The organism is Paenibacillus sp. AGC31 (assembly GCF_057334655.1).
The window spans coordinates 93,879-108,095 of the sequence record NZ_JBHFJH010000045.1; the positions used below are offsets into that span (position 1 = coordinate 93,879).

The 14,217-nt window shown below is 42.6% G+C and carries 12 protein-coding genes; 8 read left to right on the forward strand and 4 right to left on the reverse strand.

What is annotated here, in order from left to right; translation table 11 throughout:
- The first annotated feature begins 23 nt into the window (after positions 1 to 23).
- From ACE04G_RS26505 to ACE04G_RS26520, 4 genes are all read left to right on the forward strand, one after another.
- Complete coding sequence (locus tag ACE04G_RS26505; RefSeq protein ID WP_076210794.1) at positions 24 to 1,490, forward strand: PTS transporter subunit EIIC; 1,467 nt, start codon at positions 24 to 26, stop codon at positions 1,488 to 1,490.
- 22 nt (positions 1,491 to 1,512) lie between these two features.
- Positions 1,513 to 2,928: a glycoside hydrolase family 1 protein gene (locus ACE04G_RS26510; RefSeq protein ID WP_218639188.1), complete on the forward strand. Its 1,416-nt coding sequence runs from the start codon at positions 1,513 to 1,515 to the stop codon at positions 2,926 to 2,928.
- Positions 2,929 to 3,354: 426 nt separating this feature from the next.
- Positions 3,355 to 5,766, forward strand: coding sequence for a helix-turn-helix domain-containing protein (locus ACE04G_RS26515; RefSeq protein ID WP_076210792.1), 2,412 nt, complete (start codon positions 3,355 to 3,357; stop codon positions 5,764 to 5,766).
- Between the two features lie 264 nt (positions 5,767 to 6,030).
- Complete coding sequence (locus tag ACE04G_RS26520; protein ID WP_449004758.1) at positions 6,031 to 6,597, forward strand: PTS sugar transporter subunit IIA; 567 nt, start codon at positions 6,031 to 6,033, stop codon at positions 6,595 to 6,597.
- A gap of 173 nt (positions 6,598 to 6,770) precedes the next feature.
- On the opposite strand, the gene ACE04G_RS26525 is transcribed toward ACE04G_RS26520, so the two are convergent.
- Both ACE04G_RS26525 and ACE04G_RS26530 read right to left on the reverse strand, forming a co-directional pair.
- Positions 6,771 to 7,415 (reverse strand): TetR/AcrR family transcriptional regulator, encoded by a 645-nt coding sequence (locus ACE04G_RS26525; RefSeq protein WP_076210789.1) that lies wholly within the window; start codon positions 7,413 to 7,415, stop codon positions 6,771 to 6,773.
- Positions 7,408 to 8,610, reverse strand: a complete 1,203-nt coding sequence (locus ACE04G_RS26530) for an MFS transporter (protein WP_076210787.1) — start codon at positions 8,608 to 8,610, stop codon at positions 7,408 to 7,410. The genes ACE04G_RS26525 and ACE04G_RS26530 overlap by 8 nt, the downstream gene beginning before the upstream one ends.
- A 150-nt stretch (positions 8,611 to 8,760) precedes the next feature.
- Between ACE04G_RS26530 and ACE04G_RS26535 the strand changes: the two genes are divergently transcribed.
- The 4 genes from ACE04G_RS26535 (at position 8,761) to ACE04G_RS26550 (ending at position 12,639) form a co-directional block, all read left to right on the forward strand.
- The gene (locus ACE04G_RS26535) at positions 8,761 to 9,183 is read left to right on the forward strand and encodes a DUF3237 domain-containing protein (RefSeq protein ID WP_221821127.1); all 423 of its coding nucleotides are present in this window, start codon (positions 8,761 to 8,763) and stop codon (positions 9,181 to 9,183) included.
- A 242-nt stretch (positions 9,184 to 9,425) separates the two neighbouring features.
- The gene (locus tag ACE04G_RS26540; protein WP_221821128.1) at positions 9,426 to 11,006 is read left to right on the forward strand and encodes a histidine-type phosphatase; all 1,581 of its coding nucleotides are present in this window, start codon (positions 9,426 to 9,428) and stop codon (positions 11,004 to 11,006) included.
- Between the two features lie 170 nt (positions 11,007 to 11,176).
- Positions 11,177 to 11,668, forward strand: a complete 492-nt coding sequence (locus tag ACE04G_RS26545) for an RNA polymerase sigma factor (RefSeq protein ID WP_036615805.1) — start codon at positions 11,177 to 11,179, stop codon at positions 11,666 to 11,668.
- On the forward strand, positions 11,668 to 12,639 hold the full coding sequence (locus ACE04G_RS26550; protein WP_449004759.1) for a hypothetical protein: 972 nt from the start codon (positions 11,668 to 11,670) through the stop codon (positions 12,637 to 12,639). Before ACE04G_RS26545 ends, ACE04G_RS26550 begins: the two co-directional genes overlap by 1 nt.
- Before the next feature lie 88 nt (positions 12,640 to 12,727).
- Here the strand turns inward: ACE04G_RS26550 and ACE04G_RS26555 are convergent, their stop codons facing one another.
- Both ACE04G_RS26555 and ACE04G_RS26560 read right to left on the reverse strand, forming a co-directional pair.
- On the reverse strand, positions 12,728 to 13,294 hold the full coding sequence (locus ACE04G_RS26555) for a GNAT family N-acetyltransferase (RefSeq protein ID WP_237175349.1): 567 nt from the start codon (positions 13,292 to 13,294) through the stop codon (positions 12,728 to 12,730).
- Between the two features lie 30 nt (positions 13,295 to 13,324).
- Entirely contained in the window at positions 13,325 to 14,200 is an 876-nt protein-coding gene (locus ACE04G_RS26560; protein ID WP_449004814.1) for a LysR family transcriptional regulator, read from the reverse strand.
- Between the last annotated feature and the right edge of the window lie 17 nt (positions 14,201 to 14,217).

A 14,217-nucleotide genomic window follows, 5' to 3' on the forward strand; every position in this document is an offset into this window, starting at 1 on the left:
TAACCGACTAGAGGTGAAGTGATATGGATTATAAAGAACTGTCCAAACAAATCGTGAAAAACATTGGTGGAGAGAAGAATGTAACTTCTTTGATGCACTGTGCAACACGGTTAAGATTCGTTTTGAAGGACCCGGACAAGGCAAACAAAAACAAATTGATGGAGCTAGACGGGGTGATTCAGGCCTTGGAGGCAACTGGTCAGTATCACGTCGTCATCGGTAGTCAAGTATCAAAGGTCTTTGATGACATACAGCGTCTTTATTCATTTAACAGTGATTCCGGAGACGACGAAGAAGTAACATCCACGCCGCAGGAAAAGCAATCAGATGAAGTTAAACCTGCAAAAAGGAAAAATCCGATCAGTAAACTGCTGGAGACGGTCATCAGCATTATGGGACCTTTGATTGGAGTTATGGCAGCAACTGGTATTGTCAAAGGATTCTTGGCGTTGTTCCTGTCACTAGGATGGATTATGGATTCGAGTGGAACTTACAAAGTACTCTATGTCGTCGCGGACGTAATCTTCTACTTTATGCCAGTCTTTGTTGGCTTCTCCGCAGCTAAACGTTTCAAAATGAACGAACTGGTAGGTATGGCGATCGGTGCAGCATTATTCTATCCAACACTGGCAGAATTGCTTAAGGCTGACCCGATCAGCGTACTAATGTCAGGCTCCCTACTGGAAGCCCCCGTTTATACGACATTTGCGGGAATCCCTGTTTTGTTAGCCAGTTATTCAGCGACAATTATTCCTGCAATTCTGGCCGTGTATTTTGCTTCCAAGGTCGAGCATGTAGCTAAAAAATATATACCTTCGGTTATCTCAAGCTTCGGAGTTCCACTGGTGGTTCTGTTAATCTCTATTCCAGTTACATTGATTGTAATTGGACCACTAGCCATGCTGTTAAGCCAGATGATCGCTAAAGGTATTCTCAGTGTGTACGGCTTGAGTCCAACATTAATTAGCGCGCTTTTAGGTGGATTGTGGATTCCAATGGTTGCTGTGGGTTTGCATGGTGCTATTGTACCGATCGCCCTGACGAACTTCTTCACTAACGGTTATGATGTCATCTTCCCAATGATTACAGGTCATTCGTTTGCGATTGCTGGTGCAATTGTGGCTATGGGCATGAAAAATACCAACAAAAAGCAAAAAGGACTTGCTTATTCCGCCGGATTTAACTCGGGGCTTATGGGAGTCATTGAACCAGCCTTGTATGGCTTCCTGCTTGCTGAGAGAAAGATTTTAACGATGGTTTGTATTGTTTCCGGTATTGGTGGGGGAGCCATTGGATATTTCGGAGCCAAACTTTTGCAACTAACGCCGAGTGGAATCTTCGCTCTGCCAGGATTTATTGATACTCAAAACACTGGAACACAGGTAGGGTTTATCGTTGTACTGGTTGTTATGATCCTGTCATTCGTTATACCTTTTGCTCTTACATTACTGATGTATCGTGGTAAAAAAGAAAATATTTCAAACAAATAGATTCAATAGGGAGAGAGAAACCATGATGAAAAAAGATTTTTTATGGGGTGCAGCGATGTGTGCGACTCAGAGTGAGGGCGGCTATCTCGAAGGTGGAAAGGGTCTCACGCTAGCTGATCTTTTCCCCGCAATCAGCGAAGGTCGTTGGGATGCGATCTATAATATCGAAAAGGCGATGAACACAAAATACGATTACTATCCAAGTCATAACGCGATCGATTTCTATCATCGTTACCCGGAAGATATCAAGTTGCTGGCGGAGCTGGGGATTAATTTTCTTCGTACTTCAATTAACTGGGCTAGAATTTTCCCGAACGGGGACGATCCTGAGCCAAATGAAGAAGGGTTGGCTTTCTACGATCGATTATTCGCAGAATGTGCGAAGTATGGAATCACTCCTGTAGTTACATTAAACCACTTCGATACTCCGCTTGCTCTGATTCACAAAGGCGGTTGGAAAAACAAGAAGGTCATTGATTACTTCGTCACCTATTGTGAAACGGTATTCCGAAGATATAAAAATCACGTCAAGTATTGGATCACATTCAATGAAATCAATATGGTCCTGGGTATTCCAGCAGTTGGTGGTTTGATCGATCCTAATAAGGAAGAGAACATTCTGGAAGCCAAATTCCAAGCCGCTCACAATCAGCTTGTATCTGGAGCACTCGCTACAAAGGTTGGACATGAGATCAATCCTGATTTTGAGATCGGATGCATGATCGGAGCAGGTAAGAACTATGCCTACACATGTAACCCAGAGGATGTCTGGGCAGCTTATCAAGCGGATCAGAATGAGTTCTCACTAGTAGACGTACAAGCCAAAGGGAAATATTCCGACTATATGCTGAGTTACTTTAGAAGAAACGAGATCGATTTGAAAGCTACTGAAGAAGAAATGGACATTCTGCGTAAATATACCAGTGATTTCGTAGCGTTGAGCTACTATTCTACGCGGCTCGTATCCTCGGATAAAGAAGACAAAGAGAAGACTGGCGGCAACATTAATGGTACATTGAAAAACCCATATCTGGAGGCTAACGAATGGGGCTGGCAGATCGATCCGACAGGATTTAGAATCACGTTGAATGAGCTGTATGACCGATATGACCAGCCGCTCTTTATTGTCGAGAATGGTTTCGCAGTTAGAGAAACTCCGGACGAGAATAACTATCTGGAAGACGATTACCGTATTGCCTATTTCCGTTCCCATATCAAGGCAATGCAAGACGCCATGTCCGACGGAGTCGATATCATAGGCTATACCACGTGGGGGACGATAGATATCGTTAGTGCCAGCAGCGGAGAAATGAGCAAGCGATATGGCTTGGTCTATGTCGATCTGGATGATAAAGGGCAAGGAACGGGTGACCGCTTCAAAAAGAAATCTTTCGACTGGTACCAAGAGGTTGTTAGGTCAAACGGTGAAAACTTGTAAGTAAGGTTCTGTAACTAAATCTCATGAGGTCGGCTCGTCTAACGAGTGGCCTCTTTGATGTATGGTCTCTGATCCAAAGAAAAGAAACAAACGATATTTTGCATCTAAGATGAATGTATCAGGAGATGCCAGACGGGGAAAAGTATCGGAAAGACTAGACGAAAGTCTCGTATCCTGTATCAGATTTGCAAGATGAAAGCCGCCGGCAAACCTGTTGTAGCAATTCTAATGAATGGTTTTCGCCTGGCATAGGTATGGAAACGCTGAAAAATTGACGTATTGTTAGAAACATGGCATCTTGGTAGTTAGATAACAAACAACCACTTGAGTATGGTGCGTATAATTACTAAATGAATCTAAAGAAGAATTAAAGGTAGCCATGAACGCGAAATGTTTTTGCGTTTATGGCTTTTTTGGAGGCTTGTTATGAAACTTGTAAACCCGTGGGAAAATATCGCGATTCAACAAATCATCCCTGGAAGCAGCATCCATAATTTTGATGGGAAAGTTCATATCCTTTATGTGTTGAAGGGCTCTATCGAAGTTGAAAGTGAAGAGGAATCGATCAAGGTCGAGTCGCCAGGGTTTTATATTTTACCGAGATCCGACTCCTTTCAGTTGACGTCAACACAGACTCTTTCCTACGATATCGCACTCTATTATAACTATGATAAGAATCAGGGAGACAACGGATACCAGTTCGAGTTTCGTGGCGATTCGAGAAAAGGCGGGAATGGTAGTGACGAGGAGATGAGTCATCTTGCCAATAAGCTACTGTCCGGATTTTACTTGGAGAAAAACAGCATGTCTGACGTCGAGGTATTTAACCTCTACTTCTCAATGTTGAGCTTGCTGGAGAGAAAGTATTATAAGGAAGTTCCCATTCGCAGTAATAAAAATATGCGCAGCCGAATTGAAGAGATTAAATTCTACCTGGGTAACAACTTCGAGAAAGATATCAAGTTGAAGGAAATCGCCAAGAAGTTCTTCGTATCAGAACAGTATTTGTCACGAATATTCTCTGAAATCGTTGGACAATCGTTAAGCGACTATCTGCTGGGGCATCGAATGCGCAACGTGGAAAGACAACTGCTCGAGACAAACGATCCGGTAACCTCTATTGGATACGAGGCGGGGTTTACGAATATCAATTCCTTCAACAGACTTTTCAAAAAGAAACATGGCATAAGTCCGAGCACATTCCGTAAAACGAAGACGCCTAATCCGGTTATTCGGAATATTGAATCAGAGGAATGCGATCAAAAAGAATTAGAAGCCGTTCTGCAGCATGTGAATCAGGAGAAGAAGCGTAAAATTCGAATAGAAGCTCAGAATAGCGAAGATATAAGGATCTCGTCCGCAATCTTGAATGTAGGACAAGCTTCAAAACTGCTGATGACTGAGTTGAACGATCAACTTGCTGTATTTGAAAAGTACAAGATATTTGAATTCTCAAGAGTAAGTGGACTCCTGAACAGAAACATGCTTCGCGTAGAAGGAAATACTCCTGATTACGCACTGGTTGCAAAAGCGATCGGAAAGCTTGTGGCCAGAGGCTGGAAGCCGTTTATTGTACTTAATCCTCCCGAAGCTGCCGAAGTCGTTACGAGTGTTGGTCATAACCATAGAACATACTCCTTGGAAAACTGGCTAAAGGAAATTCAAGAATTGTTCCGTCTGTTACTTAATCAATACGGAAAATCAGCGTTGGTCCAATGGAAAATCGAAGTGGTCAGACCTAGCCCATGGCATTATGAGACGGGTATTAATCATGGTTGTGAACGTTTCAAGGGAAAACTTCGCAGTTATGACTTATCCCTGGATGAAGAATTTGTTAAGTACTACGATGAAGTACGGAAATTACTCAAAAAGGTGGAACCCGGTTTACAGGTTGGGATCGGAGGCATTGTGTTAGAGAATAAGGAGACTCATCAGCATGGCTTTCTGGCTCATCTTGTGCATGAGGGTATCGAACCAGACTTCTGTGGAATTTCCGCACTGCCGTATTCCAAAAAGAACAGTACCACTAACGGTAAATCTGCAATCGTCAAGTCAACCAAAGAAAACTATTTATTGATGATGACCCAAAGCCTGATTACGTATCTGGAGGATAATCTGAACGTACCAGACCTCTATCTCACCGAATTCAACATTACGTCATCGAGTCGCGATCAGTTGAACGATATGGCATTCAAAGGATTATATATATTTCACCAACATCTGGGTCTCACTGACCTCTACAAAGGCATTGGATATTGGTTGGTGTCAGATTTTGCTTACCCAAATGAAATTGCGGAGGAAACCATTGAGTTTAGTGGTGGTCCCGGACTTCTAACCGTGAGTGGCATTCCCAAAATCGGCTTTTATGCCTATGAATTCCTGAACAAACTTGGAAATACATTGCTTTTTCGGGATTCATCCTTGTTCATCACCAAAAACGAAGATGAGGATATTACAATTTTGGCTTATTTATACGCTCCGGTAGACCCATCATATTTTAGCTCGTTCGAAAAATACGATATGAACAGTAACAAATTCATCTTTCACAATCCTGCATCCAAAAATATGATATTACAACTATATAACCTGCCTGCAGACTGCCGTAACTACAGAGCTGTCGTAAAAAAAATAAGCTTCAACGATGGAAATGCGTTAGATGAGGCTTTAAAGATGACCAGTCTGAATTCATTCGACATGGAGACTATAGATTACTTAAAAGTCCGGAGTACCCCGGTAACTTACTTGAGACATATCCAGGCTCGTGGGGGAACTCTGGAAATGGATATTAAGATTGAGCCTCAACAGATACTCTGTATTACGTTGGAGCGAATGTATTGAGAACTATATTTTCTAATCATTAGGTTGTATGTATATAAGTAATTGCTCTAAATTAACCATCAAGTCTTAGAGAAATTAACATCATCAAGATTGTAGGAGTAATTAGTAGGTAAAATGCAATCTTTGTTATGAAAAAGTAACTAAAATATGATATGTAATCGGTTACTTCAGTCCAAAAAATCGGATAAACCCCATGTTGAGATTACAAGTATAAGTTATTAAATTATTAACATGGGGTACGAAGTGAAACAGGAGGAATGGCTTTTGTTTAAGAAAATGAGTGCATTATTTAGAACTGAGAAACAACCACAAGAGCAACAAAGTACAACAGTTGTTGCAGATGAAGTTCAACCATCTATTTCTGACGAAATACTGCTTAGTCCTATGATCGGGCAATTAATTCCATTGAGTGATGTAAAAGATCCTGCTTTTGCTATGGGGGCTATGGGGGCTATGGGGGATGGAATCGCTATTGAACCCATGGAAGGAAAGGTTTTATCACCAGTAGATGGTGTTATTATGAATACGCCTAAATCCAAACATTCATTATTTATCAATAGTAAGAATGGCGCAGAAATATTAATTCATGTTGGGATAGATACGGTTAAGCTTAAAGGAGAGCATTTCAATGTTCTGGTTCATGTAGGACAACAGATAAAAGCTGGAGATTTACTTATTGAATTTGATTTAAACATGATAAAGCAGAGTGGGTATGAAGTAACTACACCGATAATTATTACGAATAGTTCGAACTACTCTCAGATTGAAAAAAACGAATATAAAAAAGTAATTATCGGCGAACAAATCCTGCAACTACATGCCGAAGTTTAAATTTACTAATATAGAGTGCAATAGCATATCCCATATAAAGCCGCTGTCATAGCGGTTTTTTTGGTATGTACATAAGTTCGTTTACTCTTGAGTGCACCAACCCGAAGGCAGAAAAGATGCAAAAGACTGATCCATCTGCTGGAATCAGTCTTTTGCACTTTCTGGATATGCCGTCACTCATGTATTTCCTCGCTACAGACAAAATGGAGCAGCATCTTCACAAACTGCTCCCTGATCCGTGTATCCATTTCATCGGATTTGGACGGATCGATCTTAACGATCCTCTGTAGCATACCCATCATCGTTGTGAAGATGAATTGAGCAAGCTCGAGTGGGGGGGACGGATTCTTGATACTGCCGTCAGCAACGCCTGTAGTTAAAGCATGCAAGAGGAAATGGTCTTCTTTCCCGTGCTGGTTGAACTTATCATACTTTTCTCTTAATTCAGGACTAAAATCATACATCTCATAGTTGATATCAAATAATTGAATAAACCGGATGTAGTCTGGATGATCCTGGGCAAACACAACCCATACATTCAACATGACCTTAAGTTGTTCTCGCCCGTTCATGTCCTTCGTTGATGTACGACTAATCTCATCTGTTAAATGTTCGATCAGTTGCATCTGAATGGCTAGAAGAAGCTCAGCCATAGACTGAAAATGTTTATAAAAGGTCACTCTACTAAGTTCAGCTTTCGTACATACATCCTTAATCTTCACCTGGAGCAATCCATATTTCAAAAAAAGCTCCTTACCTGCTGCAATCAAATCATCACGATGTTTATTTCCCAATTGTTGATGCCAGTTTTCATTCACTTGTATACAATTGTCCTTTCTTCGAACGAAATGCGTTCAAGGTCAGTCCGAGAGAAGCGAGCAGCATAATTGCACCAAAAATATACGGGAAGTTTATGTTTTTGTCAAACAATAGTCCTGCGATCAGCGGCCCAATCACCGTTCCGAGACTGGAAAATGTGGTGTTCAGACCGGATGCATAACCTTGCCGATCTCCCGCATTCTTGGATATTAACGTGCTGACCGAAGGTCGCAAAAACGAATTAAAGGCAAAGAATAACGCAGAAGCGAACAACAGAAACACAAGGTTGACTTTAATTAACATTAACAATAAAGCTATAGGTGTGATTATCAAGGAGAGACGGATCAACTTAATTTCACCGATTCTCTGTACGAACCAATCCAAAAGCCAGATCTGAACAACGATACCGATAATCGCGCCCAAGGTAATAATGATGGAGATTGTTGCAGCATCAAATCCATATTTTTGCTCTGCAAAAAGAGCGAATACCGTCTCATAACTCATGAGGCCAAAGGTCATGACAAGCAATACAATCAAATATTTGAAATAGGGGACTTTAAAAGAACTCCAGATTTTTTTGCCCAAGTGATCTCCTTTTTGAAGACGGATGGAGACCGTTCTTTTCTCCGGGGGAAGTGTCTCAGGCAATAGCAACGTCATTAGGGCCGCAATCAGTCCCAGCCCCGCTGCGAAGAAATAGGGCATGCGAATGCCCATCTCGGCGATGAGACCGCCCAGACCAGGTCCCAGAACCATCCCCAAGTTCATAGCTGCGCCGAAATAGCCCATGCCTTTTGCACGTGTTTCTGGCGTTGTAATATCGGCGACATATGCGAGGTTGGCAGGAACCATTAAACCAAGACTGATTCCACCGATAAAGCGTGCGACATAGAGGAACGGTAATGACGTCGACAGCGCAAATATGATATCTGAGATGACAGACAGAAACATACCTGCGATGATCAACTTTTTGCGTCCAAATCGATCAGACAGTTGTCCCCCGAGAGGTGAAAAGAAGAATTGAGCCGCACCAAAGGCGGCAACTAAAAATCCTGCTACTGTGCCTCCCGCATGAAAAAGCTTCAAATACTCTGGCAATATGGGGATGATCATGCCTTGCCCCAATAAAGCGATAAACAGATTTAACATCAGAATGAACAGTGGAAAGCGAACTGATTTTGGTAATGTACTCATGTACGTCATTAACCCCTTCGTTTACAACTTGTTAACCTTTACATCGTGTAAACCATTTTAAATGATTTGAAGGAAATATGTAAATCTTTTTTTTAATGAAGCAGTCTGATGAGTAGAGTTATAATTGGATTCATATGGAGGTGGGAACACGTGAAATTAGAGGAATTGTTTACGGTACATGTGAACATCGAAGAATCATTTGATTTGCAGAATAGCGAAGATGATTCGGTTGTCATGATTACTTTTACAGGCAGCGTAACCGGAAAGTACTTTGAAGGAATCGTGCTGGGTGGAGGAGTGGATACGCAGATCATCGGGAAGAATGGTGGTCCGCATACTCTATCGGCAAGATACATGCTCCAAGGCAAGGACTACACAGGGCATACATGCAAAATTTATATCGAAAATAACGGAATCATCGATAAAACGCTGAAAACTGCTTTATTTCGTACTTCCCCCAAGATGATTACAGACAGCAAAGCCTTATCCTTCTTGAATCGTGAGACACTTGTTGGAGAAGGTCATCCGACGGAGTCAGGGATAGATATAAAAATATATAGAAAACCGCTGTAATGCGGGATAAATAGCAATTATTTGTTTATTGTATGGCAGAGAAGATAGCTTTTTATAACGAAAAGTCAGAGTCGCTAAATAAAGCGGCTCTTTTTGTCGTATGAGACTTTACGTCAATTTTTATATGTATTCTTTTACAATCAATTAACATAGGATGGATACTGCGCAGACACTTCTCACCTATAGTATGATGAGCGAAAATAAAACTAATACGAGCATATCAAGGGAGAAAACGATTCAATATGATGATCAAAAAAATCGGGATTTCAGTAGCATCACTCGCCATGTTAACGTCTGTAAGTGTGTTTGACGTATATGGTGCAGGCTCCAAACGCATGATCGAAGTGTCTGAACAATCGGCTAATGTGGTCGTGAACGGACAAAGGGTGGAAGGAGAGTCGTTTCTCTACAATGGAGTTACTTATGTACCGGCAAGAGCTGTTGGAGAGGCCCTGGGGCAAGAGGTAGACTGGGATAACAACACCCAATCGGTATTTGTTGGAGCAAAAATGAACGATCAGCAGGGATACCGCGGCACCAAAACGCCATATCCTTTTAAGGCAACAAGTTATACAAAAGCTCCTAATGGATATGAACCCGTATTTATTAACTACATAGGGAGACACGGTTCCAGACATCTATCCAGTTCCAAGTACGACAAGACGCTCTTTGAACTGCTTGACATCGCTGAGAAGGATGGGCAGATCACTAATCTGGGCAAAGAGCTGAAGAAGGAAATTGGCAATCTGATGAAGGTTGAAAAAGACCACTATGGATTGTTATCCACTACGGGTGGAGAAGAACTGAAAGGAATAGGAACCAGAGTCGGGCAGAATTTCAGAGAACTATTTACATCAGATAAAAAAGTAATTGCTCAGGCCACCTTCAAAGATCGAACGCCCCAGAGCAGAGATCAGTTTATTGACGGGTTAGAGGAAAGCTTGGGAGATAACAAGGTAGACATCCTGGCTTCAGCCTTTGAAGAAGGGAAAGACCCCTATCTACGGCCCTACGACCTGGCTACGAAGTATAACGAGTACTTAGAAGATGGAGACTGGGTTAAATTATACGAGGATTATGTCACACAGAGGACTGGAACGCGGTATGCAAAAGAGGTCCTTTTGCAATTTTTCTCTGAAGACTTTTATCAACGGCTGAACGCTGGAGAGTTTGAACTGAAAGATGAGAAGGGAAAAGTGAAGCTCAGCAACCCAACCGAGGCTGCTTCTAATTTATACGAACTCTACATCATATCTTCGAATATTAAAGGAGAAGGTGACTTCGAATTCGGGCGGTATTTCACGGCTAATCAGTTGAAATGGTACGAGAGCATTGACAATATCAATGATTTCTATGAAAAAGGTCCATCTTTAACGTCAACGGATCTGCCGCAGAATATCATTGCACCTCTGGTCAAAGAGTTGATCGTGTCTACCGAACAGTCCATTCAGCAGAAAGACACGGCTGGTATATTTCGTTTTGCTCACGCAGAAACCATCATTCCATTATCTTCATTCCTGGATATCGCCGGAGCTAATGTGAGCATTGATAAACCGCAGGACGTGACCCAAAACTGGAATGGCTCGGTTATCTCACCGATGGGGGCAAATATCCAATGGATTCTGTATTCCAATGGTAAGGATATTCTCGTAAAAATGCTTAGAAATGAAGGAGAGATTGCCTTCCCGATTGAAACAAAGACCTATCCGTACTATAAATGGGAAGATGTGAAGACATATTACGAAAACAAACTGCAGAAGGTAGGCGTAAGCTTGGACAGCAGTTTGGAAGACAATATCGAGCTTTTACAGAAAGAATTCTAGTTGGTGAACCCATATCAAATGTGGATGAACATGAAGAAAGCAACTCCTAAACGGGGCTGCTTTCTTTTTTTATTTGGAACGAAAAGAATGAACGCAAAAAAATCCTAAAACAAAATGTGACCAAATGCCGTCCGTAAGAGTGTTAGAGGTATAAAGGAGGGCATACAACCATGCAGCGATCAGTGCCCCAGCTGGGCGATCATGTGATGAAAGTCTATGAGACATACGCGGATACGCTGTTCCGGATTGCCATGGTGCACCTCGGCAGACGAGAAGACGCGGAGGAAGCCACTCAGGATACCTTCATCAAACTAATAGAAAAAGCACCTACATTCAACGATGCGGAGCATCAGAAAGCATGGTTGATTCGGGTCATCACCAATCATTGCAAATCCTTATTAGGCAGAGGCTGGCGTAAACGGGAGGTTAAGCTGGAGGGAGTCGATCCCCTTACAACAGACAACCCTGAAGATCACGCGCTGATCGAACTTGTGCTGTCACTGCCCGTCAAGTATAGATCGGTGGTTCATCTGTATTATTACGAAGATTATCCGATCCGAGAAATCAGCGAGATCCTGGAGATTAGCGAATCAGCAGTGAAAATGAGATTAAAACGAGGCAGACAGCTGTTAAAACTGGAGCTGGAAGGAGAGGAACTGTAATGAACGAAGAACAATTCAAACAAAACTATAAGAAAGCGGTGGATCATATGAAAGCAAACGAACAAATGAAGAAACGGGTAGAGCAATCCTTAAACACGCAACATCAGGGACCAAAACGTCAACGTAAACCATTATACATTGCAGCAAGTGTCGTTATCGCTGCCAGTATTGGCTTGGCTGCGCCAAGTGTATGGCAACAATTCAATGGACCAGCCGCACCAACACCACAGGTGGCAGCGGTGACTCCAGGCACGTCGTTCGATCCGATCGTGATTCCGAAGATGGAGTTGCCGGATTCACAGGTCAAAGGCGCGATGGCTGATATGGTGCAATTGGTCGTGTATGGAGGAAACGTCTATACACAGTCCCCAACATTGCTTGAAGGCGCCAATGCACTCAACCTGCGGGGGGATAAACTGGGGACCACCACTGGCGGCATTGATGAGCTGAGCGGCCAGGATAAATACTCGGAACTTGCTTCCAACATTGGCGAAGCTGACATCTATGCGGTCAATGGCTACGATAAGGACTTCCGCATCATGTCTTACACCGAGATCGATGGTCAGGTGTATGCTCAACTATTTGACAAGAACAACGGGATCACCATTGGTACTGGTGCCGATCTGATCGGCAAGCTACATCTCGAAGGCAACATCACTTCTGCGCAATGGGAAACGTTTGACAGCTGGAATAACGGATTGCAGCAGCTTCAACCGTTAGCAGCGGATGAAGCACTGGACAGCTTTATCTCGGCGTTATCTGCTGCCAAACCAATCGCAACGAGCCCGGAATTGGAAGAGAACCTCTACGGCAAGGAAGATCGCAAGATCATCTATCTCACATTGGAAGATAAAACGCAGGTCCCACTGGTTCTATTCGGTGAAGGTCTGGTTCGTTACGGTAATGTTCCGGCATTCCTGGAAGTGGAGAAAGGCACATTTCAATCATTCTGGAACAGCTTGGGTGAGTAACGCGAAGACAGTAATATGGATTCATGAAGAAGAGCGAACATGGCACGCAAGTGCTTTGTTCGCTCTTTTGATTATCGGTGGGGTTAGATTAATTAGAATTTTTGTAATACACCAAGTGATCGGTCCATTCATTATTTTCGTGTATAAACCCTTTACGTAGACATTCAAATTCCATACCAACACTCTCTGCTAGTTTCATGGAAGGGGTATTATCCACATTGATATGAGCTTCTATGCGGTGGAATTTCAGATGTTCGAATGCAATATGAAGTGCTTCATTCACTGCTTCTTTCCCATAACCTTTTCGCCAATACTGATTATGGATCGTGTATCCGAAGCTTCCCCATTGAAAATCATCTCTTGCCAAGGTCGCAATATCAATCATACCCAGATGTGTACCATCATGCTTTCTAAACACACCAAATACATAAACGGCATCTGTACGCGCTAACTCTTGATGTCGATCTACCAGATCATGAAACCAATCCAGTGTACATTCACTCATATCCATTTTCCCTTTATCATGACGGTGTTGGGAGGGCAAGCGGTTTTCGAATTCAAATAACCAATTTTCATAGTCGTCTTTCTGTAATGGTCGGATGACTAGCCGTTCTGTCTCTGAAATATGATCAAATTTTTCTGCTTTTAATATCAAAATGACCTCTCCTCTGTATTGAATGTATGCTCATGGCATAGCACTGAAGTAGTCCATAACCACGCTGCGAAACTCTAAAGCGGCTTTTGAAATATACCTGTTTTTGTGCGAAAGTAGAGCGATTTCCCGAACGAGCTTGTGTTCCTCTACCTGAAGATATCTAATGCGCTCATGCGGATTTCTGGCTGTGCTAGGTATAAACGCGAGACCGATCTCCGCTTCAACAAGGGCTGTTAATCTTGCAGGCTCATCACCTTCATATACATACTTCGGTACAAAACCAACGGATTGACATACGGAATCTACCATATCACGAACCCCATACCCTTGCTTCACCCCAACAAACCGCTCGTCCTTAAGCTCGGTTAATTGAATGCTGCTTCGATCTGCATATCGATGACCCATAGGAACAGCGACTACAATCGGATCGTCATATAAGATCTGACATTCTATATCGTCACCATGAATCGGAGGGGAGGAGAGACAAAAGTCCACCTCGCCCCGATGTAGAAGTCTGGACATGTTTTCTAACGAAACCATTTGCACATGAAATTGAATGTCCGGTTTGTTTTTCCGGAATTCCCGTAGTATACCTGGCAAAGTACTTGCCGTAGTCACCGCCAATTGCAGTGTACCCTGATCCGGGTTGGAGAGGTCAGCGATTTCCCGCTTTCCTTGTTCCAATTCAAATAAGGCTTTTTCAGTTCGCTGAAGAAATGTTTTTCCAAAGTCGTTTAATCGCAGCTTTCTCCCGATTCGATCAAATAAAGGGACTCCGAGGTCATCCTCTAATCGTTGTATCGTTTTGCTCAGGGAGGATTGCGTGACATGCAGCTTTCCCGCAGCTTCCGTAACATGTTCGCATCGGGCCACCGTCAGGAAATATTTTAGTTGAAGAAGTTCCATTTGCACCATTCCTTCAT

Coding starts and splice junctions, on each gene's coding strand:
- ACE04G_RS26510 (WP_218639188.1), top strand. CDS start 1,513: ATGATGAAAAAAGATTTTTTATGGGGTGCAGCGATGTGTGCGACTCAG.
- ACE04G_RS26515 (WP_076210792.1), top strand. CDS start 3,355: ATGAAACTTGTAAACCCGTGGGAAAATATCGCGATTCAACAAATCATC.
- ACE04G_RS26550 (WP_449004759.1), top strand. CDS start 11,668: ATGAACGAAGAACAATTCAAACAAAACTATAAGAAAGCGGTGGATCAT.
- ACE04G_RS26545 (WP_036615805.1), top strand. CDS start 11,177: ATGCAGCGATCAGTGCCCCAGCTGGGCGATCATGTGATGAAAGTCTAT.
- ACE04G_RS26560 (WP_449004814.1), bottom strand. CDS start 14,200: ATGGAACTTCTTCAACTAAAATATTTCCTGACGGTGGCCCGATGCGAA.
- ACE04G_RS26505 (WP_076210794.1), top strand. CDS start 24: ATGGATTATAAAGAACTGTCCAAACAAATCGTGAAAAACATTGGTGGA.
- ACE04G_RS26540 (WP_221821128.1), top strand. CDS start 9,426: ATGATGATCAAAAAAATCGGGATTTCAGTAGCATCACTCGCCATGTTA.
- ACE04G_RS26530 (WP_076210787.1), bottom strand. CDS start 8,610: ATGAGTACATTACCAAAATCAGTTCGCTTTCCACTGTTCATTCTGATG.